This window comes from Roseicyclus salinarum, from assembly GCF_029624655.1.
In the GTDB taxonomy this organism is placed as follows: domain Bacteria; phylum Pseudomonadota; class Alphaproteobacteria; order Rhodobacterales; family Rhodobacteraceae; genus Roseibacterium; species Roseibacterium salinarum.
Window position 1 is genome coordinate 37,992 of the sequence record NZ_JARRSA010000014.1, and the last position, 21,138, is coordinate 59,129.

The 21,138-nt window shown below is 68.6% G+C and carries 25 protein-coding genes; 13 read left to right on the top strand and 12 right to left on the bottom strand.

From position 1 onward, the window contains the following. Positions 1–13: 13 nt before the first annotated feature. Positions 14–1,279, bottom strand: coding sequence for a diaminopimelate decarboxylase (gene lysA / locus P6F26_RS11170; RefSeq protein WP_278028768.1), 1,266 nt, complete (start codon positions 1,277–1,279; stop codon positions 14–16). Positions 1,280–1,402: 123 nt separating this feature from the next. Here lysA and P6F26_RS11175 point away from each other — a divergent pair, with 123 nt between their 5' ends. Then, on the top strand, positions 1,403–2,377 hold the full coding sequence (locus tag P6F26_RS11175) for a quinone oxidoreductase family protein (RefSeq protein ID WP_278028769.1): 975 nt from the start codon (positions 1,403–1,405) through the stop codon (positions 2,375–2,377). Between the two features lie 35 nt (positions 2,378–2,412). Here the strand turns inward: P6F26_RS11175 and P6F26_RS11180 are convergent, their stop codons facing one another. Beyond that, complete coding sequence (locus tag P6F26_RS11180; RefSeq protein WP_278028770.1) at positions 2,413–2,721, bottom strand: DUF2834 domain-containing protein; 309 nt, start codon at positions 2,719–2,721, stop codon at positions 2,413–2,415. A gap of 220 nt (positions 2,722–2,941) precedes the next feature. Here P6F26_RS11180 and P6F26_RS11185 point away from each other — a divergent pair, with 220 nt between their 5' ends. The 3 genes from P6F26_RS11185 to P6F26_RS11195 all read left to right on the top strand — a co-directional run bounded on the left by P6F26_RS11185 (position 2,942) and on the right by P6F26_RS11195 (position 7,257). Beyond that, positions 2,942–4,597, top strand: a complete 1,656-nt coding sequence (locus tag P6F26_RS11185) for an electron transfer flavoprotein-ubiquinone oxidoreductase (protein WP_278028771.1) — start codon at positions 2,942–2,944, stop codon at positions 4,595–4,597. A gap of 129 nt (positions 4,598–4,726) precedes the next feature. Then, positions 4,727–6,424 carry a tetratricopeptide repeat protein gene (locus tag P6F26_RS11190; protein WP_278028772.1) on the top strand — a complete coding sequence of 566 codons (1,698 nt, stop codon included), beginning with the start codon at positions 4,727–4,729 and terminating at the stop codon, positions 6,422–6,424. After that, positions 6,421–7,257: a 4-(cytidine 5'-diphospho)-2-C-methyl-D-erythritol kinase gene (locus P6F26_RS11195; protein WP_278028773.1), complete on the top strand. Its 837-nt coding sequence runs from the start codon at positions 6,421–6,423 to the stop codon at positions 7,255–7,257. Before P6F26_RS11190 ends, P6F26_RS11195 begins: the two co-directional genes overlap by 4 nt. A 6-nt stretch (positions 7,258–7,263) precedes the next feature. Here the strand turns inward: P6F26_RS11195 and P6F26_RS11200 are convergent, their stop codons facing one another. Then, entirely contained in the window at positions 7,264–8,265 is a 1,002-nt protein-coding gene (locus P6F26_RS11200) for a polyprenyl synthetase family protein (RefSeq protein WP_278028774.1), read from the bottom strand. A gap of 76 nt (positions 8,266–8,341) precedes the next feature. On the opposite strand from P6F26_RS11200, the gene P6F26_RS11205 reads away from it, so the two are divergent. The 4 genes from P6F26_RS11205 (at position 8,342) to P6F26_RS11220 (ending at position 9,976) form a co-directional block, all read left to right on the top strand. Next, the gene (locus tag P6F26_RS11205; RefSeq protein WP_278028775.1) at positions 8,342–8,557 is read left to right on the top strand and encodes a putative signal transducing protein; all 216 of its coding nucleotides are present in this window, start codon (positions 8,342–8,344) and stop codon (positions 8,555–8,557) included. After that, on the top strand, positions 8,554–9,318 hold the full coding sequence (locus P6F26_RS11210; protein WP_278028776.1) for a tRNA1(Val) (adenine(37)-N6)-methyltransferase: 765 nt from the start codon (positions 8,554–8,556) through the stop codon (positions 9,316–9,318). The genes P6F26_RS11205 and P6F26_RS11210 overlap by 4 nt, the downstream gene beginning before the upstream one ends. 110 nt (positions 9,319–9,428) lie before the next feature. After that, entirely contained in the window at positions 9,429–9,593 is a 165-nt protein-coding gene (locus tag P6F26_RS11215) for a YdcH family protein (protein WP_278028777.1), read from the top strand. A gap of 248 nt (positions 9,594–9,841) precedes the next feature. Then, positions 9,842–9,976 carry a hypothetical protein gene (locus P6F26_RS11220; RefSeq protein WP_278028778.1) on the top strand — a complete coding sequence of 45 codons (135 nt, stop codon included), beginning with the start codon at positions 9,842–9,844 and terminating at the stop codon, positions 9,974–9,976. A 76-nt stretch (positions 9,977–10,052) separates the two neighbouring features. Here the strand turns inward: P6F26_RS11220 and phbB are convergent, their stop codons facing one another. The 3 genes from phbB to P6F26_RS11235 all read right to left on the bottom strand — a co-directional run bounded on the left by phbB (position 10,053) and on the right by P6F26_RS11235 (position 13,224). After that, positions 10,053–10,775 (bottom strand): acetoacetyl-CoA reductase, encoded by a 723-nt coding sequence (gene phbB / locus P6F26_RS11225; RefSeq protein ID WP_278028779.1) that lies wholly within the window; start codon positions 10,773–10,775, stop codon positions 10,053–10,055. Positions 10,776–11,034: 259 nt separating this feature from the next. Then, positions 11,035–12,210 (bottom strand): acetyl-CoA C-acetyltransferase, encoded by a 1,176-nt coding sequence (locus P6F26_RS11230; protein WP_278028780.1) that lies wholly within the window; start codon positions 12,208–12,210, stop codon positions 11,035–11,037. 210 nt (positions 12,211–12,420) lie between these two features. Beyond that, entirely contained in the window at positions 12,421–13,224 is an 804-nt protein-coding gene (locus tag P6F26_RS11235) for an EAL domain-containing protein (protein WP_278028835.1), read from the bottom strand. A gap of 178 nt (positions 13,225–13,402) precedes the next feature. On the opposite strand from P6F26_RS11235, the gene P6F26_RS11240 reads away from it, so the two are divergent. Further along, positions 13,403–13,984: a DNA-3-methyladenine glycosylase I gene (locus P6F26_RS11240; RefSeq protein WP_278028781.1), complete on the top strand. Its 582-nt coding sequence runs from the start codon at positions 13,403–13,405 to the stop codon at positions 13,982–13,984. 6 nt (positions 13,985–13,990) lie between these two features. On the opposite strand, the gene P6F26_RS11245 is transcribed toward P6F26_RS11240, so the two are convergent. Further along, positions 13,991–14,536 (bottom strand): TlpA family protein disulfide reductase, encoded by a 546-nt coding sequence (locus P6F26_RS11245; RefSeq protein WP_278028782.1) that lies wholly within the window; start codon positions 14,534–14,536, stop codon positions 13,991–13,993. A gap of 27 nt (positions 14,537–14,563) precedes the next feature. On the opposite strand from P6F26_RS11245, the gene argH reads away from it, so the two are divergent. The 4 genes from argH (at position 14,564) to P6F26_RS11265 (ending at position 17,758) form a co-directional block, all read left to right on the top strand. After that, a complete protein-coding gene (argH, locus tag P6F26_RS11250) occupies positions 14,564–15,955 on the top strand; it encodes an argininosuccinate lyase (RefSeq protein ID WP_278028783.1) in 1,392 nt (463 codons plus the stop codon). Then, positions 15,952–16,155, top strand: a complete 204-nt coding sequence (locus P6F26_RS11255) for a hypothetical protein (RefSeq protein ID WP_278028784.1) — start codon at positions 15,952–15,954, stop codon at positions 16,153–16,155. The genes argH and P6F26_RS11255 overlap by 4 nt, the downstream gene beginning before the upstream one ends. Positions 16,156–16,234: 79 nt before the next feature. Further along, positions 16,235–16,702, top strand: a complete 468-nt coding sequence (gene greA / locus P6F26_RS11260) for a transcription elongation factor GreA (protein ID WP_278028785.1) — start codon at positions 16,235–16,237, stop codon at positions 16,700–16,702. Between the two features lie 42 nt (positions 16,703–16,744). Next, positions 16,745–17,758 carry a hypothetical protein gene (locus P6F26_RS11265; protein WP_278028786.1) on the top strand — a complete coding sequence of 338 codons (1,014 nt, stop codon included), beginning with the start codon at positions 16,745–16,747 and terminating at the stop codon, positions 17,756–17,758. 4 nt (positions 17,759–17,762) lie between these two features. Here P6F26_RS11265 and P6F26_RS11270 read toward each other — a convergent pair whose 3' ends face one another. From P6F26_RS11270 to ispH, 5 genes are all read right to left on the bottom strand, one after another. Further along, complete coding sequence (locus tag P6F26_RS11270) at positions 17,763–18,386, bottom strand: trimeric intracellular cation channel family protein (protein ID WP_278028787.1); 624 nt, start codon at positions 18,384–18,386, stop codon at positions 17,763–17,765. Continuing rightward, positions 18,383–18,832, bottom strand: coding sequence for a ribonuclease HI (gene rnhA / locus P6F26_RS11275; protein WP_278028788.1), 450 nt, complete (start codon positions 18,830–18,832; stop codon positions 18,383–18,385). The genes P6F26_RS11270 and rnhA overlap by 4 nt, the downstream gene beginning before the upstream one ends. Before the next feature lie 102 nt (positions 18,833–18,934). After that, positions 18,935–19,390, bottom strand: coding sequence for a DUF3429 domain-containing protein (locus P6F26_RS11280; RefSeq protein WP_278028789.1), 456 nt, complete (start codon positions 19,388–19,390; stop codon positions 18,935–18,937). A gap of 42 nt (positions 19,391–19,432) precedes the next feature. Then, positions 19,433–20,047: a LysE family translocator gene (locus tag P6F26_RS11285; protein ID WP_278028790.1), complete on the bottom strand. Its 615-nt coding sequence runs from the start codon at positions 20,045–20,047 to the stop codon at positions 19,433–19,435. 119 nt (positions 20,048–20,166) lie between these two features. Beyond that, entirely contained in the window at positions 20,167–21,117 is a 951-nt protein-coding gene (gene ispH / locus P6F26_RS11290; RefSeq protein ID WP_278028791.1) for a 4-hydroxy-3-methylbut-2-enyl diphosphate reductase, read from the bottom strand. Between the last annotated feature and the right edge of the window lie 21 nt (positions 21,118–21,138).

The following is a 21,138-nucleotide window of genomic DNA, read 5'->3' on the forward strand; positions in this document are numbered from 1 at the left end:
GGGCGAGATGGGCTCATACCCATTCGGGAACAGTATCGCGCTTTATGATCTCGTCAAACGATGGCCGGGCCCGGATGACGGCGAATTGATCTTCCTTCACCAGAACCTCGGGGATGAGCGGGCGCGTGTTGTATTCGCCGGCCATGACCGCGCCATAGGCGCCGGCAGACCGGAAGGCGACGATGTCTCCCTCGGACAGGGGCGGCATCTGGCGCTGCTTCGCGAAGGTGTCGCCCGTCTCGCAGACCGGACCCACGATGTCGTAGGGCGCCTGTTCGACGCCCGGCACGGGCTCGACCACCGGGACGATGTCGTGCCAAGCGCCATACATCGCGGGGCGGATCAGGTCGTTCATGGCCGCGTCGAGGATCAGAAAGTCGCGCCCGTCGCCATTCTTGACGTAGACGACCGACGTCACCAGCAGCCCTGCGTTGCCCGAGATCAGGCGCCCCGGTTCGATCTCGACCTCCACGCCCAGATCGCCGACGGTGCGCCGGATCACCTCGCCGTATTCCACCGGCAGGGGGGGCGCGGTGTTCGACCGCTCGTAGGGGATGCCGAGGCCCCCGCCGAGGTCGAGCCTGCGGATGTCGTGCCCGTCCTCGCGAAGCTGCCGCGTCAGGTCGGCGACCTTGGAATAGGCGATCTCGAAGGGCTCCAGGTCCGTCAGCTGGCTGCCGATATGCACGTCGATGCCCACGACCTCGATCCCCGGCAGGCTGGCGGCGCGTGCATAGACCTCGCGCGCGCGGGCGATCGGGATGCCGAACTTGTTCTCGGACTTGCCCGTCGCGATCTTCTCGTGGGTGCGGGCATCGACATCGGGGTTCACGCGCACGGTGATCGGCGCCGTCGCGCCGAGCCCCGTGGCGACTGTCGACAGGCGCTCGAGCTCGGGCTCGCTTTCGACGTTGAACTGGCGGATGCCGCCCTCAAGCGCCATGCGCATCTCGTCCGCGGTCTTGCCGACGCCCGAAAAGACGATCCGCTCGCCCGGCACCCCGGCGGCCCTGGCGCGCAGGTATTCCCCCCCGGACACCACGTCCATGCCGGCCCCGAGGGACGCCAGGTGGGCCAGGACGGCCACGTTCGAGTTCGATTTCACCGCGAAGCAGACAAGATGGTCGAGGCCCGAAAGCGCCTCCTCGAAGAGACGGAAGTGACGGGTCAGGGTCGCGCAGGAATAGACGTAGAAGGGCGTCCCGACCGCCGCGGCGATCTCGGGGATCGCAACGTCCTCGGCGTGGAGCACGCCGTTCCTGTAAAGAAAGTGGTCCATAGGCCTTCGGTCCCGCGATTCCCGTCGCGCGCAGGTAGCACCCCAGACCGGCATTTCAAAGAGGCTGGACGGCAGCCCTGCGCCCGCTAGGCTGCGCGAAACTGAATCTTGCGCGAGGACGACATGGCGAAAACGGCGATCATCGAGGAACCGGGCGGCCCCGAGAAGTTCCGCATCGTGGACCGCGAGGTCGGCGATCCGGGTCCCGGTCAGATCCGCATCCGGCACGCGGCCTGCGGGCTGAACTTCATCGACGTCTACCAGAGGATGGGGATGTATCCGCTTGAGATGCCTCACGCGCTGGGCATGGAGGCGGCGGGCGTGGTCGAGGCGGTGGGCGAGGGCGTCACGCACCTCAAGGCGGGCGACCGCGCCGCCTATGCCGCCGCGCCGCCCGGAGCCTACACCGAAGCGCGCGTCATGAACGCCGCGCAGGTCTGCCCGCTTCCCGACGCGATCTCCTTCGAGGAGGGCGCGGCGATGATGCTGAAAGGCCTGACGACGCAATATCTTTTCCGGCGCACGACACCGATCGCCAAGGGCGACACGGTGCTGTTCCACGCCGCCGCGGGGGGTGTCGGCCTCTTCGCGTGCCAATGGGCCCGAAGCGAGGGCATCCGCCTGATCGGCACCGCCGGCACGGACGAGAAATGCCAGCTTGCGCTGGAGCATGGCGCAACCGACTGCATCAACTACCGCACCGAGGACTGGGCGGCCCGCGTGAAGGAGCTGACGGACGGACGCGGCGTCGACGTCGTGATGGACGCGGTCGGCAAGGACACGTTCGAGGGCTCGCTCGATTCGCTCAAGCCGCTCGGCATGATGATCTCGTTCGGCAACGCCTCGGGCGCGGTGCCCCCGTTCAGCGTCGGCATCCTCGGGCAGAAGGGGTCGCTGAAGATCACGCGCCCGACGCTCTTCACGCACATCGCCGACCACGAGACGTGCCAGGAGATGGCGCGCGACCTGTTCGGCAAGGTGACGGCGGGCGCGGTGAAGGTCCGCATCGACCAGCGGTTCCCGCTGCAGGACGTGGCCGCCGCGCATCGCGCGCTCGAGGCGCGGAAGACCACGGGCCAGACGATCCTGCTGCCCTGAGGCGGAACCGGCCGCGGGGCGGGCGCCGGCCCGCCCTACGGCTTGGCCTTGAGATAGAGCGCAAGCGGCAGGCCGCAGCTGACCCCGATCCCGAACGTCGCCGGGATCACCAGCACGAACCACAGGTTGCCGCGGAAGATCTCCACGACGGCCCAGATCGTGAGCGCCGCCGCGGCGATGGTCAGGTCGTAGACGAGGCCGCTGGTGGCGTCGTTGACGTACCAGGCGTCGATCATCGCGGCGAGCGACCAGCCGTTTTCCGAGAACCACGCGTAGAAGTAGCTCCACGGCAGGATCGTGCCGACGATGATGAGCGCGAGGTAGGTCAGGCGTAGCAGGCTCATGGGCTTCCCCTTTCCGAAAACGTCCCTTCGCGGGACCTAGCGCATCCGGCAGCCGTTCCCAAATGTCCCTTTGACGGGGCGTCTCTGCGACAAGTTGCATCCGCGTCACGATTGACCCGCGCCCCATGCTTCAATACGCAAACGCGAAACTTTGTTGCGCGTCACGCCATCGCGGCGATCCGCAGGGCTTGTCCTGCGGAGCGAAAGCTGGAGGAACGGCATGTCCGAGATCGAACGCGAAAGCATGGAATACGACGTGGTCATCGTCGGCGCGGGGCCCGCGGGCCTGTCGGCGGCGATCCGCCTGAAGCAGCTCGACCCCGACCTGAGCGTCGTCGTCCTCGAGAAGGGATCGGAGGTCGGCGCGCACATCCTGTCGGGCGCCGTGCTGGATCCCGTGGGCCTGGACCTTCTGATCCCCGACTGGAAGCAGAAGGGCGCGCCCATCGACGTTCCGGTGCGCGAGGATCGCTTCTACGTCCTCGGCGAGGGCGGTGGCGTGCGCATCCCCAACTGGGTGATGCCAGGGCTGATGAACAACCACGGCAACTACATCGTCTCGATGGGCAACGTCTGCCGCTGGATGGCCGGGCAGGCCGAGGAGCTTGGCGTCGAAGTCTTCCCCGGCATGTCCTGCTCCGAGATCGTCTATGGCGAGAACGGCGAGGTGAAGGGCGTGGTCGCGGGCGAATTCGGCCTGAACCCCGACGGCACGCCGGGCGACGGCTACGAGCCGGGCATGGAGCTTCACGGCAAGTATGTCTTCCTCGGCGAGGGCGTGCGCGGTTCGCTGACCAAGGAAGTCATGGCGAAATACGATCTTCAGGCGGGTCGCGACCCGCAGAAGTTCGGCCTCGGCATGAAGGAGATCTGGGAGATCGACCCCGCGAAGCACAAGCCGGGCAAGGTCGTGCACACCATGGGCTGGCCGCTGGGCAAGAACGCGGGCGGCGGATCGTTCATCTACCACCTCGACAACAACCAGGTCTATGTCGGCTTCGTGGTGCACCTGAACTACGAGAACCCGTATCTATACCCCTACATGGAATTCCAGCGCTTCAAGCATCACCCGATGGTGGCGGAGCTTCTGAAGGGTGGAAAGCGCATCGCCTATGGCGCGCGCGCCATCGCCGAGGGCGGGTGGCAGTCGATGCCGAAGGCCGTGGCGCCCGGCGCCGCGATCCTTGGCTGCGGCGTCGGCCTCGTGAACGTGCCGCGCATCAAGGGCAACCACAACGCGATGCTGTCGGGAATGCAGGCCGCCGAGGCCGCCCACGCCGCCATCGCCGCGGGACGTTCGGGCGACGAGCTCGTGGCCTACGACGACTACCTCCACAAGGACGGCCCGATCGCGCGCGACCTCAAGCCCGTGCGCAACGTCAAGCCGCTGTGGTCGAAATACGGGCTCACGGGCGGTGTCGTCCTCGGCGGCATGGACATGTGGACCAACAGCCTTTTCGGCGCGTCCGTCTTCGGCACCATGAAGCACGGCAAGTCCGACGCGGAAGCGACCGGCAAGGCCAGGAAGTTCAAGCCAATCGACTATCCCAGGCCCGACGGCGTCCTTAGCTTCGACCGGCTGACCAATGTCAGCTTCTCGATGACCAACCACGAGGAACACCAGCCGTCGCACCTGAAGCTTCTGGACGACAGCGTGCCGATCGCGGTCAACCTGCCGGAATACGCCGAGCCCGCGGAACGCTACTGCCCCGCCGGCGTCTACGAGGTGGTGCGCGAAGAGGGCAAGGATCCGCGGTTCGTGATCAACTTCCAGAACTGCGTCCACTGCAAGACCTGCGACATCAAGGATCCCTCGCAGAACATCAAGTGGACCGTGCCTCAGGGGGGGGATGGGCCAAACTATCCCAATATGTGACGCTCCGGCGCGCACCTTGCGGCGGACCGCGCGAAAGCGTGACCGGCAAAGTGCGCCGCCGCCGTCTGCCCGCGTTGCCCTGAGGGTCCTCGCGCCCTAGTGTCCGTCACGAGCGAAGGGGAGGTTCAGATGCCCATTTTCCGCCGACTTGGTTGCGCAGCGGCGCTTGCCGCCCTGCTGGCGTCGGCCGCGCCCGCAGCGGCGCAGCAGGACGCCGGGCTCGCCGGGGCCTACCTCGCGGCGCGGTTGGCCTCGCTCGAGGGCGATCACAGGGAGGCCGCCGAGTATTTCGAGCGCGCCCTTCGCGCCGACCCCGGAAACCCGATCCTCATCTCGAACGCGATCTTCGCGAATGCCGCGCTCGGGCGCTGGGACGCCGCGGCCGCCATCGCCGCCGACCTTCCCGAAGACGCCAACGGGCAGGAGCTTGCCGGCCTCGTGACCTTCGTGGAGACCTTGCGCGCGGGCGACCTTGAGGGAGCGCGAGAGGCCGTCGAGGCCGGGCGCGGCGGCGGGCCTTTCGTCGACGACCTCGCGCGCGGCTGGATCGCGCTGGGCGAGGGGAACATGGACCGCGCGGAACAGGCCTTCATGGCGCTGACCACTGAGCCCGGCCTCGCCGAACTTGCGTGGCTGCATCTGGGCCTCGCCCGCGCCGCGGTGGGCGATTTCGAGGCCGCCGACGACATCCTTTCGGGCGAAAGCGCGGGCCGCATCAGCCAGACCGAGCGCATCGTGCGGGCCCGCGCCGAGATCCTCGTGCAGCTTGATCGCCGCGCCGAGGCGCTTGACCTTCTGGACGGCTACACGCAGCGCGTCCCCGACCCCGCGCTTCTGGCGCTTCAGGCCCGGATCGGCGCCGGCGCCGAGGGCCCATACAGCTTCGTGACCAACGCCCAGGAGGGCATCGCCGAGGTGTTCTTCACCGTGGCGCAGGCCTTCGGCAGCGACAATTCCGGCAGCCTGCCGCTGATCTATGCGCGCGCGGCGCACGGCATCTCGCCCGCGCACAGCGACGCGCTGATCCTTGCCGCGCTGCTTCTGGCGGACAGCGAGCACTATGACCTCGCGGCCGAAACCTACGCGCTCGTGCCGCCGGGTGACGACCAGTATGTCGAGGCGCAGATGGGCCGCGCCGAGGCGCTTGAGCAGCAGGGCGCGACCGAGGAGGCGCTCGCGTCGCTGGGCGCGCTGTCCCGGGAGCGTCCGGACCTCGCCTCCGTTCACGCGGCGCTGGGCGACATGCAGCGCCGCAACGAGCAATGCGCAAGCGCCATCGAAAGCTATACCGCCGCGCTCGATCTCGTGGACGCGTCGCAGCCGCGATACTGGTTCATGTATTACGCCCGCGCGATCTGCCATCACGAGGTCGGCGACTGGCCGCCCGCCGAGGCCGATTTCCGCCGCGCGCTGGACCTGAACCCGGGCCAGCCCGAGGTCCTGAACTTCCTCGGCTATTCGTTGGTGGAGCAGCGCCGCAATCTCGACGAGGCGCTCGGCATGATCGAGGAGGCCGTCGCCGCGCGGCCCGACAGCGGCTACATCGTCGACTCGCTTGCCTGGGTCTTCTACCGCCTCGGGCGGTTCGACGAGGCGGTGGAGCCGATGGAGCGCGCGGTCGAGCTGTTGCCGACCGACCCGATCATCAACGACCACCTCGGCGACGTCTACTGGATGGTAGACCGCCGGCGCGAGGCCCGTTTCCAGTGGGAGCGCGCGCTCAGCCTCGAACCGGCCGACGAGGATGCGGAGCGCATTCGCCTCAAGCTGGAGATCGGCCTCGACCAGGTGCTGGAACAGGAAGGCGGCGTGGGCGAGACGCAGTGAGGATTTTCGCGCCCGCGAAGGTCAACCTGGCGCTGCACGTCACCGGGCGCCGCGACGACGGCTATCACCTGCTCGACTCGCTCGTCGTCTTCGCCGGCACGGGTGACTGGCTCGACATCGCGCCGGCGCCCGAGCTTCGTTTCTCGGTCAGCGGGCCTCGTGCGCGGGGCGTCCCGGCCGATGCCAGCAACCTCGTCTGGCGCGCCGCGGACGCGTTCCGAAGCGGGCGTGGCGCGGCCATCCTTCTCGACAAGCACCTCCCTCATGCCGGTGGTATCGGCGGCGGTTCGGCCGATGCGGGCGCCGCGATGCGCGGCCTTGCCGTGTTGTGGGGGATGCCGGCGCCGTCTCTGGCAGACCAGCTCGCGATCGGGGCCGACATTCCCGTCTGCCTGGCCAGCAGGCCCGCACGGATGCGGGGCATCGGCGAGGTTCTGGACCCCGTGCCACCCATGCCCGGTCTCTGGCTCGTCCTTGTCAATCCAGGCGTCGAGGTGCCCACGGGACCCGTCTTCAAGGCGCTGCCTGCCGTCGACAACGCGCCGATGCCCGTGCCCGCATGGACCGATGCCGAAGGGCTGATCGGGTGGCTTCGGGATACGCGCAACGACCTGGAGGATGCCGCCTGCAGCCTCGTGCCGCAGGTTTCGGACGTGCTCGAAGCCCTCTCGCGCGGGGGCGGCTGCCGCCTTGCGCGGATGAGCGGGTCTGGCGGCACCTGCTTCGGGCTTTTCACTGGGGAGGCCGAGGCGCGCGAAGCGGCCGCGCGGCTTCGCGGCGAGAGGCCGGACTGGTGGGTCGCCGCGGCGCCCGTGCTGCGGGACGCGCCCTGAGCGGCGTCAGGTCAGGCGCGCGACCACATAATCGGCGAGGTCCGAAAGCATCCCGGTAAGCTCGTGCGCCGGAACGTGCGACAGCGCGTCCTTGGCGTTGGCGGCATGGCGGCGCGCTTCCGCCCGCGTCTCCTCCAGCGTGCCGTGCCGGCGCAGGATGACCATGGCCTGCTCCAGATCGCCATCGCGCTGGTCGCCCTTCTCGATGGTGCGCACCCAGAAGGCGCGTTCCGAGGCGTCGGCGCGCGCGACGGCGCGGATCACCGGCAGCGTCAGTTTCCGCTCGCGGAAATCGTCGCCCGTATTCTTGCCGATCTCGCCCGCGGCCCCGCCCCAGTCCAGCAGGTCGTCCGCCATCTGGAACGCGACGCCAAGGCCGTCTCCGTAACGCGCCAGCGCCTGCACCACGTCGTCGTCCTGCCCCGCGATCACGCCGCCGACCTCGCAGGCCGCCTCGAACAGCGCGGCGGTCTTGCCGCGGATGACCTGCAGGTAGATGTCCTCGGTCGTGGCGAGGTTCATGGCCGCGGACAGCTGCAGCACCTCGCCCTCGGCGATCGTCGCGGCGGCGTTCGACAGGATGTCTAGGACCCGCAGGCTCCGGGTCTCGACCATCAGCTGGAAGGACCGAGCGAACAGGTAGTCGCCGACCAGCACGCTCGACTTGTTGTCCCACAGGAGGTTGGCCGTGGGCCGTCCGCGGCGGCGTGCGCTTTCGTCCACGACGTCGTCGTGCAGCAGCGTCGCGGTATGGATGAACTCGACCGTCGCGGCGAGCTTCCTGTGGTCCTCGCCCGCGTAGCCGCAAAGCCGGGCGGCGGCGAGGGTCAGCATCGGGCGGATGCGCTTTCCGCCGGCATCGACGAGGTGCGCGGTCACTTCGGGGATGCGCGGCGCGTGGCGCGACGCCATCCGGTCGCGGATCAGCGCGCCCACGGCCTCGAGATCGGCGCTCAGCGCGGCCTGCAGGCGTTCGTGCGGCTTGGTGGCGGCTTCATCGAGGCTCATGGCGCGGCTTTCCTTCCTGTCTCGACACCCGGCCCTCGCCTCGACAATCGGGCGCGGTCCCCCTAAATGCCGGTTCATGCTCGAGGTGCTGCGCAGCAACGACCTGACCGTGATCGCCTTCGCCTCGGCCCTGTTGTCCGGCGAGGATATAGAGGTCTTCGAGTTGGACGTCCATATGAGCGCCCTCGAGGGGTCGATCGGCATTTTGCCGCGCCGCCTTCTGGTGCGCCGCGCCGATGCATTCCGCGCCCGCGCCGTCCTTCGCGACAACGACCTCCCCGTGTCGGAATGAGTGTCACCCTGCCGCACGACGATCTGACCCGCGACGCCTTTCTGGGCGGCCGCGTCCACGCCTGGCAGCTTCGGCGCGGCTATCGCGCGGGAACGGACCCGGTTCTTCTTGCGGCGGCCTGTCCGGCGCGCGCTGGCGACAGTGTGCTCGAGCTTGGGTGCGGCGTCGGGGTGGCGAGCCTGTGCCTTGGCGTGCGCGTGCCGGACGTGCGCCTCACCGGCGTCGAGCGGCAGGCCGCCTATGCCGAGCTCGCGCGCCGGAACGCCACGGAGGGCGGTGTGGACCTCGATGTCGTGACGGCGGATCTGGCGGCGCTCCCGCGCGAGCTGAAGCAGCGCGCCTTCGGACACGTCATCGCCAATCCGCCGTATTTCCGGCCCGGCGACGGCACCGCCGCCGACGATGCCGGGCGCGAGGCCGCCCTCCGCGAGGAGACGCCGCTTGCCGCCTGGACCGAGGCCGCTTTTGCGCGGCTCGCGCCGAAGGGATGGCTCACGATGATCCAGACCGCCGAACGCCTGCCGGACCTGCTGGGCGTTCTGGGCGGGTTCGGCTCCATCTCGGTCCTGCCGCTTCAATCGCGTCCGGGCCGTCCCGCCGGCCGCGTCCTGCTTCGGGCGCGCAAGGGCGGGCGGGCCCCGTTCCGCCTGCTTCCTGCACTTCTTGTACATGAAGGCGAAAGCCATCTCAGCGATGGCGAGAGCTTCACGAAGGAGTTGAACGGCATCCTGCGCGACGGGATGCCGATCGCCTGGCCCTGACGCGAGCGATATTCCGCATTTGAAATATCCTTTCGCGTGAATTGCGTGACACGACTCGCAATCCATGGTTGCCTTGATGCACTAACGTCACAAACCAAGGAGGACTCACGATGTCGCTAGGCGCCCATCTTCAGGAATTGAAGAAGAAACACGCGAACCTCTCCCAACGTGTGGAGGACGCGCAGCGTAGCCCTGGCATCGACGACCTTGCAGTGCGTGAGCTGAAGAAGGAAAAACTTCGCCTCAAGGAAGAAATTTCGCGCCTCGAGCACTGAGGCGCAGCCCTGAAACTGCCGAGGCCGCAGGCGCGCGCCCCGCAACACACGGCCTCGGCTCAAGGGCACCCCCCACATCGACATGATCGGAAACGGCCTGTCCCGCAGGGGACGGTCGCGTGCGCCGCCCCTTCCAAGCGTTGCGACAGGCGAAGGGCGGGGTTTCACCATGGGTATTGGTAATGTCAGCGTTGCTGACCCATATTCAGGTCAAGGGAGACAGACCCGTCAGTCAAAGGACCTGATCCATGTTCGATTATTCCGCCGATACCAAGGTGCGCGCCGTCATTTCGCGCGCCCATAAAGATCGCGCGCATTACGTTGCCGGCCTCTTCGCCCGGATGTTCGGCCGCGCGACGGCCGGCCGCGCCGCGCGGGCCTGACCCGTCGCAGGTTTCCGCGAAAAAGGCCGGGGCACCGCGCGCCCCGGCCTTTCGTGTCTTTTCCGGTCGCGGTTTCTCAGACGAAGAACTGCGCGCCGTTCGCCGAGATCGTCGATCCGTTGATGAAACCCGAGTCCTCCGACGCGAGGAACACGACGCAGCGCGCGATTTCCTCGGGTTCGCCGAGGCGACCTGCCGGGATCATGTTGATGATCGATTCGCGCACCTTCTCGGGCACGGCCATCACCATCTCGGTCGCGATATACCCCGGGCAGACCGCGTTGGCGGTGATGCCCGCGCGCGCGCCCTCCTGGGCGAGGGACTTGATGATGCCAAGATCGCCGGCCTTGGTCGCGGCATAGTTCACCTGCGCAAACTGGCCCTTCTGTCCGTTGATCGACGAGATGACGATGATGCGGCCGAACTTGCGCTCGCGCATTCCGGGCCAGACCGGGTGCACGGTGTTGAAGACACCGGTGAGGTTGGTGTCGATGACCTCGTGCCACTGCTCGGGCGTCATCTTGTGGAACGGGGCGTCACGGGTGATGCCGGCATTCGCCACGATCACGTCGATGGGGCCCAGATCGGCCTCGACCTTCGCGATGCCCTCTTTCGAGGAGTCGTAGTCGGCGACGTTCCACTTGTAGGTCTTGATGCCGGTTTCCTCGGTGAACTTCGCGGCCTTTTCGTCGTTCCCCGCGTAGGTCGCGGCCACTTCGTAGCCTTCGGCCTTCAGCGCCTTGGAAATCGCTTCGCCGATGCCTCGCGTGCCGCCTGTGACGAGCGCTACTCTTGCCATCTGTCTCCTCCGCTTTGATGTCAGTCTTGTCTGTCTGTTTCGTTTTCAGCGCGCCAAGCGCAATTTTATTTCCCGAGGAAGATCAGCTTTCCCCTTGAGCGTCAAGCGAGGCGCGCGTGCCGCTTTCGTTGCGAGGAACCCGAGTGGCGCCCTGTCCGCCGATGCGCGGTGCACGCCGCACGTCATCCGCGGGGTGTGCCGGGCGCGCGCTGCAGCACCGGGTGTGCGGCGGGCCGGACGGCCCACCGCAAGCGCCGTCTCAGGGACGCTCGACGCAGAGCGCGACGCCCATGCCGCCGCCGATGCACAGCGTGGCGAGGCCCCGCTTCGCGCCGCGGCGCTGCATCTCGAACAGCAGCGTGTTGAGCACGCGCGCCCCGGAGGCGCCGATCGGGTGGCCGATGGCGATCGCCCCGCCGTTCACGTTCACGATCGCCGGATCCCAGCCCATGTCCTTGTTGACGGCGCAGGCCTGTGCCGCGAAGGCCTCGTTCGCCTCGACGAGGTCAAGGTCCTCGACCTTCCAGCCGGCTTTCGCCAGCGCCTTGCGCGACGCGTGGATGGGTCCGACGCCCATGATCGACGGATCGAGGCCCGCCGTCGCGTAGGACGCGATGCGCGCGAGCGGTTCGATGCCGCGCTTCTCGGCCTCGTCCGCCGACATCAGCAGCGTGCCTGCCGCGCCGTCGTTCAGGCCGCTGGCGTTGGCGGCGGTGACCGAGCCGTCCTTGGTGAAGGCGGGCCGAAGCTTCTGCATCGCCTCGATCGTCGCGCCGTGGCGGATGTACTCGTCCGAATCGACGACGGTGTCGCCCTTGCGGGTCTTGATGGTGACCGGGGTGATCTCGTCGGCGAAGCGGCCTTCCTTCTGCGCGGCCTCGGCCTTGTTCTGCGAGGCGACGGCGAACTCGTCCTGCTGCTCGCGGCTGATCTGCCACTTCTCGGCGACGTTCTCGGCCGTCTGGCCCATGTGGTAGCCGTTGAAGGCGTCCCACAGTCCGTCGCGGATCATCGTGTCGATGTATTTCAGGTCGCCCATCTTGTGGCCCTGCCGCAGGTTGGCGGCGTGGGGGCTCATGGACATGTTCTCCTGCCCGCCGGCGACGACGATCGAGGCGTCGCCCAGCATGATGTGCTGCGCGCCAAGCGCCACGGCGCGCAGGCCCGAGCCGCAGACCTGGTTGATGCTCCAGGCCGCGCTTTCCTGCGGGAGGCCTGCATTGATGTGCGCCTGACGCGCCGGGTTCTGGCCCTGCGCGGCGGTCAGGACCTGCCCGAGAATCGTCTCCGAGACGTCGGCCTTGTCCACGCCCGCGCGTTCCACCAAGGCTTCGATGACGATGCGTCCGAGCTCGTGCGCCGGCGTGTTCGCGAAGGAGCCGAGGAAGCTTCCGACGGGCGTGCGTGCTGCGCTGGCGATGACGACGTTGGTCATTGGGTCCCTTTCCCTTCTGTCGATCCCTGCCTGCCATCCGTGCCCCGTCTGGGGCACGCCCGCAATGGGCGAATGGGCTGGCTGGCACTCGCCCCGGTGATACGCGGGGCAGGCGGTGCGACACAATGGACAGGGTGTCTCATGCGCGGAGGCTCGCGACCCGTGGCGCCCTTGCCGGGTCCGGGACGCCGTGCCGGGGCGGGGCCGTGATCAGGCCTGGCGCATCTTCCTTTCGCCGTCGCCCTCGGCGACGCGCGGCTGCGAAAGCGACGGCGCCGCGAAGTAGTAGCCCTGCATGCAGTCGACGCCGGCGCGGGTGAGCCATTCGGCCTCGCCGCGGGTTTCGACAGCCTCCGAGACCACCAGCATGTCGAAGTGCCGGGCGAGCGAGATCAGCGCCTCGGTCAGGACCTGGTTGTCGGCGTCCTCGTGCACGGCGCGCGAGAACTGGCCGTCGATTTTCAGGATGTCGAAGCAGAACTGCTTGAGGTGGCGGAACGCCGTGTAGCCAGCGCCGAAATCGTCCAGCGCGAAGGTCACGCCCTTGTCCTGAAGGTCCCGCATGAAGACCTGCACGATCTCGGGCATCTGCATGACGGAGGTTTCCGTGATCTCGAGGATCAGCCGTTCGATCGCCTCGGGGTGGCGGCGCACGAAGCGGTGCAGGATGTCCATCCATTTCGGATAGCCCACCGAGCGCGCGGACATGTTGATCGACAGGCGAAGGCCCGGATCGTCGCGCAGAGCACGAAGCCCCGCGAGAAGCGAGGCGCAGTCGATCCGGCGGCCGACGTCCCGCTCCTCGACCGCGGCCATGAAGTCGCCCGCGGGAATGATCCGGCCCGTTTCGTCGAAGATACGGATCAGACCCTCGTAGAAGGCGACGCCCGTCCCGTCGGCGCGGACGACGGGCTGGTAGGCCAGCACCGCGTCGCCCCGCGCGAGCGCCCGCTCGACCATGGCGAGGGTGCCGCGATCACGCTCGGCCACGGCGACCTCGAGAGGGCTTCCCAGTCCGGGTTCGGGGTGTCCTGCCTTGTCCTGCCCGTCATGCCCGTCATGCCCGTCATGCCGTGTTGCGTCCAACGCACCATCCTCCGCTCCGCCGCGATCGGTGGACTTCATGGCGGCGAAGCCTTTAAGGATCTGTGAAAATACGCTTTTTGCTCCAATTGTCGAAAGGGCGGGCAGCATGGACCGGAACTGGGAGGAGCGCTGCGGCTGGTGCGGGACCGACCCGCTCTATGTCGCCTATCACGACACCGAATGGGGCGTGCCCGAGCGCGACGGCCGCGCGCTGTGGGAAAAGCTGGTTCTGGACGGGTTCCAGGCCGGGCTGTCGTGGATCACCATCCTGCGCAAGCGCGAGGCGTTCCGCGCGGCCTTCGAAGGCTTCGACCCCGAACGGATCGCGCGCTGGGACGAGGCCGACGTCGCACGGCTTCTGGGCGACAGCGGCATCGTGCGTCACCGCGGCAAGATCGAGGCGGCGATCGGCAACGCCCAGGCCTTCCTGAAGATCGAGGAGCGCGAGGGCTTCGCCGCCTTCGTCTGGCGCTACGTCGATGGCGCGCCGTTGCAGAACCGCTGGGCCTCACTCGCCGAGGTGCCGCCGTCCACGGCCCTGTCAACGCGGATGTCGAAGGACCTTCGCGCCGCCGGCTTCCGCTTCTGCGGGCCGACGATCGTCTACGCGTGGATGGAGGCCACCGGCGTGGTCAACGACCATCTCGTCGCCTGTCCGCGCCACGCCGAGGTCGCGGCGATGGCCTGAGGCGCCTCAGGACCCCGCGAGCAGGGCCTCGATCACCGCCACGGCCTCGGGGCTGTCCCAGTGCGCGTCGCCGCGAAGGCGCGCGATTTCCCGTCCCTCAGGGTCGAGGATGACGGTGATCGGAAGGCCGAAGACCCCCATCTCGCGCGCGATCTGCTGGTTGATGTCGCGGTATTGCTGAAGGTCGCTGACGCCCGTCTCCTCGAAGAAGCGCTGGATCGCCTGGGGCTGGTTGAACCCCGTGGCGAGCGTGACGACCGAGAAATCCTCGCCGCCCAGCCGCGCCTGCAGGTTCTGAAGCGACGGCATTTCCTCGCGGCAGGGCGCGCACCATGTGGCCCAGAAGTTCAGCAGCACCATCCGCCCGCGATAATCGGCAAGTGAGCCTTCGTCCCCGTCCACCCGCAGAAACGGCAGGTCCGAGGCGGGGCGGGGTTCCGCGTGGATCACGAGACCGCGCATCTCGCCGGTCAGAAGGCCGTCGAGATCCTGCGCATTTGCACCGGTTGCGAGCGCGAGGTAGAGGACGGACGCCAACACCATGCGGACCATCGATTTTCCTCCGAAAGGCAGCGCGACATGACCGAAACGGGTTCCAACACGATGTGGGGCGGGCGCTTCGCCGCCGGACCGGACGCGATCATGGAGGCGATCAACGCCTCGATCGGGTTCGACCGCCGCATGGCGCGCCAGGATATCGAGGGCTCCCGCGCCCATGCCGCCATGCTGGCGGCCACGGGCATCCTCACGAATAACGATGCCGAGGCCATCCGGGAAGGGCTTCTCACGGTGTTGTCAGAGATCGAGGAGGAACGCTTCGTCTATTCCTCGGCGCTGGAAGACATCCACATGAACGTCGAGGCACGCCTGAAGGAGATCGTGGGTGAGCCTGCCGGACGGCTGCACACCGCGCGCTCGCGCAACGATCAGGTCGCGACGGACTTCCGCCTCTGGGTGCGCGGGCAGACCGATGCGGCCGTGACCGGTCTGGAGGCGCTTCAGCGCGCGCTTCTTTCGCAGGCCGAGGCCGGGGCCGACTGGGTCATGCCGGGCTTCACGCATCTCCAGACGGCGCAGCCTGTGACGTGGGGCCACCACATGATGGCCTATGTCGAGATGTTCGGGCGCGACGCCGCGCGCTTCCGCGACGCGCGGGCTCGGATGAACGAAAGCCCGCTGGGCGCCGCTGCGCTGGCGGGCACGTCCTTTCCCATCGACCGGGAGATGACGGCGCAGGCGCTCGGGTTCGACCGGCCTTGCGCCAATTCGCTCGATGCCGTTTCGGACCGAGACTTCGCGCTGGAGTTCCTCGCCGCCGCCTCGATCTGCGCGATGCACCTGTCGCGGATCGCGGAAGAGCTGGTGATCTGGACCTCGGCGCAGTTCCGTTTCGTGGCGCTGTCGGACCGGTTTTCCACCGGCTCCTCGATCATGCCGCAGAAGAAGAACCCCGACGCGGCCGAGCTGATCCGTGCCAAGATCGGGCGCATCTTCGGGGCGAACGTGGCGCTGATGACGGTGATGAAGGGCCTGCCGCTCGCCTATTCGAAGGACATGCAGGAGGACAAGGAACAGGTCTTCGACGCCGCCGACAACCTCATGCTCGCGCTGGCCGCGATGGAGGGGATGATCCGTGACATGCAGGCCAACGTGCCCGCCCTCGAGGCGGCGGCCGCGTCGGGCTTTTCCACCGCGACCGACCTCGCCGACTGGCTGGTGCGCGAACTGGACATGCCGTTCCGCGACGCGCATCATGTGACCGGAACGTTGGTCGCCATGGCCGAAAAGCGCGGCTGCGACCTGCCGGACCTCACGCTCGAGGACATGGCGTCGGTCGAGCCGCGGATCACCGGGGGTGTCTTCGACGTGCTCGGCGTGCGGAACTCGGTCGCGTCGCGCACCTCCTACGGAGGCACGGCGCCCGAACAGGTGCGGGCCCAGATCGCCCGCTGGAAGGAGAAGCTGGCATGACGACGGACGCATCAGGCGCGGCACGGCTCGCACGCGGGATCACGGCGCTGGCCACGGTTGCCGTGCTTTCCGCCTGTGGCGTGGACGGCGAACCCGAGGCCCCGACCCGCATGGGCGCGACGCCGGCCGCCGTGCTGCCGGGACAGGCGGACGAGGCCCGGTCCGCCACCTTTTTCGCAAGGCTGCCCAAAGCCGGTTGAACCGGCCCGATTTCGTGCTTACCGTCTGCGTCTCAAGGCCGCGCTCGCGCGGTCGTGTCCTTTTTTACGACAGGCTGACATGGAAAAGATCCCGATGACCCCCGCGGGCCACAAGGCCCTGAACGAGGAGTTGAAGACGCTCAAGTCCGTCGAGCGGCCGGCCATCATCCGGGCGATCTCGGAGGCGCGCGAGCATGGCGACCTGTCCGAGAACGCCGAGTATCATTCCGCCAAGGAGAAGCAGTCCTTCATCGAGGGCCGCATCAAGGAGCTCGAGGGCATGATCGGCCTCGCGCACGTCATCGATCCCAAGACGCTGTCGGGCCCGATCAAGTTCGGCGCGACGGTCGTGCTGGTGGACGAAGACGACGCCGAGAAGACGTTCCAGATCGTCGGCGAGGCCGAGGCCAACATCGAGGCTGGCAGGCTGAACATCAACTCGCCGCTGGCCCGCGCCTTGATCGGCAAGGAGGAGGGCGATAGCGTCGAGGTGCGCACGCCCGGCGGCGCGAAGGACTACGAGATCGTCAGCATCTCCTACGTCTGAGCCCGCTCTGCCGCGCCTCAAGGACGGAAGGCCCCGCCGCCGATGCCCGAAGACCGCAAGCCCTCGCCGCTCGAGCTTGGCCTTTACGCGCGGACGGCGCCCGAGCCTCGCGTGACCACGATCGAGATCGTGGCCGCGGCGCTGACCGTGGTCTGGCTCGTGACCGTGATCGCCTTCGGCTTCGGGGAGGACGGCGGCGGCACGGGCGGGTTCGCGCGCGCGATCCTCGCCGTGCTGGCGGTCCTCCTGCCCGTGGCCCTGATCTGGGTTGCCGCCGTGGCCGCGCGGACCGCGCGCGCGCTCCGGCAGGAGGCGGCGCGGCTTCAGGCGTCGGTGGACGCGATGCGCGTGGCCTTCGTCGAGCAGCAGCAGACCGCGACGCTGGACCTCAAGCCAGACCTTATGCGCAGGCTCGAGGACCTCGTGGCGGCCCAGGTCGCGACCGAGGAGGACGGGCAGCCCGCGACCTTCACCTCGCTGCGGGCGCTCGCCCCGCCCGAGACGCGCGCGGCGGTCGTGGTCACCGCGCCCGATCCAGAGGTGCCGCAGGCCACGCTCGCCTTCGCAGCGCCCGAACAGCGCGAGCCGATCTCGGTCGCCGACTTCATCAAGGCAATGAACTTCCCCGAGAACGAGCACGACAAGGACGGCTTCCGCACCCTGCGCCGCGCGCTCGAGGATCCCTCGACGGAGCGGCTGGTGCGCGCCAGCCAGGATGTCCTTACGCTTCTGTCGCAGGACGGGATCTACATGGACGACCTCAGCCCCGACCGCGCCCGGCCAGAGGTCTGGCGGCGGTTCGCGCTGGGCGAGCGCGGCCGCGCGGTGGCGGCCCTTGGCGGGGTCTACGACCGGTCCTCGCTGGTGCTGGCGGCGGGGCGGATGAAGAAGGACCCGGTGTTCCGCGACGCGGCGCACCATTTCCTGCGCCACTTCGACCGGACCTTCATGGAGTTCGAGAAGCACGCCTCGGACGAGGAGATCGCGCGCCTCGCCGACACGCGGACCGCGCGCGCCTTCATGCTGCTCGGCCGGGTCACGGGGACCTTCGACTGAGGCGTCAGCTGCGCGGCGGCCGCGCCCGGTAGACCGGCAGGCGCCATCCGAAGGCGAGCGATCCCGCCCGCAGCGCGAAGGTCACGGCGATGCAGGCGAGGACAGGCGCCACGTCCGCCCCGCTCAGGAGCGGTGCGGCGACCGCGGCCCCCGCCCCCGCAAGCGCCGCGGTGACGTAAAGCTCGCCCTGCTTCAGGACCAGCGGCACCTCGTTGGCCACGACGTCGCGCATCAGCCCACCGAAGGTGCCCGTGACGACGCCCATGACCAGCACGATGGGGGCCAACTGGCCAAGCTCGGCCGCCACGCTCACCCCCGCCGCGACGGCGATTGCGAGGGCCACCGCGTCCAGCCAGACAAGAACCTTCAGCCGGCTTTCAAGCAGATGCGCGGTGAAGAACACGATCAATGCCGCGGTGCAGGCGATGGCGAGCGGCGTTGGGTCCGCGACCCAGAAGACAGTTTCGCGCCCGAGGAACAGGTCGCGCAGGGTGCCCCCGCCAACCGCGGTCAGCCCCGCGAGGAAGAAGAAGCCGATGATGTCGAGCTGCGCGCGCGACGCGGCCAGCGCGCCGGTCAGGGCGAAGACGAATGCCGCCGCGTAGTCGAGGGCGAGGGAGGCTGTCATTTGAACGGTTTCATCCCCTCGCGGGCGAGCGCGTCGGCGCGCTCGTTCTCGGGGTGGCCGGCATGGCCCTTGACCCACTCCCACGTCACGTCATGGCGCGCCGCCGCCTCGTCGAGCCTGCGCCACAGGTCCTCGTTCTTGACGGGTTTCTTCGCCATCGTCTTCCAGCCGTTGCGTTTCCAGCTGTGAAGCCACGCGGTGATACCGCCCTTCACATAGGCGCTGTCGGTGACGACGGTGATGCGCGACGGTCGTTCCAGCGCCTCGAGCGCCCCGATGGCTGCCAGAAGCTCCATCCGGTTGTTGGTGGTCGCGGCCTCACCGCCCTTCAGCTCGCGCTCCTTCAGGACGGTGTCGCCGTCCTTTGCCTGAAGCAGGGCGCCCCAGCCGCCGGGGCCAGGATTGCCCGAACAGGCCCCGTCCGTGAATGCGAAGAGCTCAGGCATGACGGCACGCCGTCGCGATGAGGGCATCGACGCCGCCTGCGCGCCTTGCGTCCCGGCCGGGACGGGCGCCGCGTGTCCTTGCCGCATGAAACCTGGCCCCCATCACGCCCCCACGAAGCCCAGCGCCAGGCAGATCGCCACCACCGCCGTCAGCAGCAGGCGAAGCGACATCCACCACGCCGGGGCAAGGCCCGCGCGCACGGCGGTCAGATCGATCGACAGCAGCGCCACGAACCCCGCGATCAGCGCGGCGAGGGAGGGGCCCGTCGCGCCGCTGGCGGCGAAGAAGGCCCAGATCGGCGGCAGCACCGACAGCGCGTAGAACAGGCCCGCGCGGCCTGCCTCGGCGCGGGTGCCGTAGCCCCAGATCACGCCGGCCATGAACGACAGGATGATCATGCCGTAGATCTGCAGGACGACGCCGCCGATGAACCTGCCGGGCAGGAGGCCCGACGCCGCGGCCGCAAGCGACGGCGAAAGGGACGTCGCCGCGCCCCACAGGAACGGGATCAGGCCGGCAAGGCCAAGCAGAAGCGGGGCTGCGGGAATGCGTGTCATGGCCCCTGTCTGCCCCGGCGCGCGCGGGGCGGCAAGGCCCCCTCAGGCGCGTTCCAGCGCGAGCCGCCCGGCCAGCGCCGCGAAGGCCGCGGCGAATCCCCGGTTCAGCCAGCGCATGGCCCGGTCGCTGGCCAGAAGCCAGTCGCGCGCCGTGGCGGCGAAAAGACCGTAGAGGACGAAGACGGCGAAGGTCATCGCCATGAAGACGCCGCCCAGCAACAGCGTCTCGCGCGTCACGGTGGCGGGCTCGCCCGACAGGAACGGCGTCAGGAGCGACAGGAAAAAGATCGAAAGCTTGGGGTTCAGGATGTTGATCAGCGCGCCGCGCCGCGCCGTGACCCAGCCCGCCTCGTCCTCGCGCCTTGGCTCCACCCGCATCGCGCCGCCGCCCTGCAGCGCGCTCCAGGCGAGCCAGAGAAGGTAGGCCACGCCGGCGAATTTCACGACGTTGAACGCGACGGCCGACGCGTGAAGGACGGCCGCGAGGCCCAGCGTGGCGGCCAGAAGATGCGGGACGATCCCCAGGGTGCATCCCAGCGCGGCCCAGACCGACGCCCTGCGCCCGCGCCCAAGGCCGATGGCGAGCGTGTAGACCACGCCAGTCCCCGGCGCGATCACCACGACGAAGGCCGTCAGCAGGAATTGAAGGCTTGGCATGCTCGCGGTCTCCGGCAGGCGGCGGGCACGGCCCGCGGAAAGGCGATCGGTCCCGTCTGGCGCGTGATGCGGCGTCCTGCGGTCCCCCGGCGCGACGAGGCGCCCGGGCCGCCCGGGGGTCAGGCGGGCACGCGCAGGACGCGCGGGACCTTGAACTCCACGTTTTCCTTCGCGGTCTCGACAAGTTCCACGGTCACGTCGTAGCGGTCGCGGAAGGCGTCGATCACCTCGTTCACCAGAAGCTCCGGCGCGCTCGCGCCCGCCGTGATCCCGAGAGAGGCGATGCCCTGAAGCGCGCGCCAGTCGATGTCGGAGGCGCGTTGCACTAGCTGGGCATAGGCGCATCCGGCGCGCGCGCCCACTTCCACGAGCCGCCGCGAATTGGACGAGTTCGGCGCGCCGACCACCAGCATCGCGTCGGCCTTGGGCGCCATCGCCTTGACCGCTTCCTGCCGGTTCGTGGTCGCGTAGCAGATGTCTTCCTTGTGGGGGCCAACGATCGTGGGGAAACGCGCCTTCAGTGCGGCGACGACATCGGCGGTGTCGTCCACGCTGAGGGTCGTCTGGGTCACGAAGGCAAGCCTGTCGGGGTCGCGCACCTCGACCGTCGCGACGTCCTCGACGGTTTCGACCAGCAGGACCTCGCCCTCGGGCAGCTGACCCATCGTGCCGATGGTCTCGGGATGGCCCGCGTGGCCGATCATTATCAACTGCAGGCCGTTCTCGTGATGCCGGGCGGCCTCGATATGGACCTTGGACACCAGCGGGCAGGTGGCGTCCACATAGACCATCTCGCGCCGCGCGGCTTCGGCCGGGACGGCCCTCGGCACACCGTGCGCCGAGAAGATGACCGGACGGTCCACCGGGCATTCGTCCAGCTCCTCGACGAAGACGGCGCCCTTGGCCCTCAGATCGTCGACCACGAACTTGTTGTGCACGATCTCGTGACGCACGTAGACCGGAGCGCCCCATTTCTCGAGCGCCATCTCCACGATCTTGATCGCGCGGTCCACGCCGGCGCAGAATCCGCGCGGTGCGGCCAGATGGATGGTCAGGGGCGGCTTGGTCATGGGCGGCGCTCGGGTGCTGAA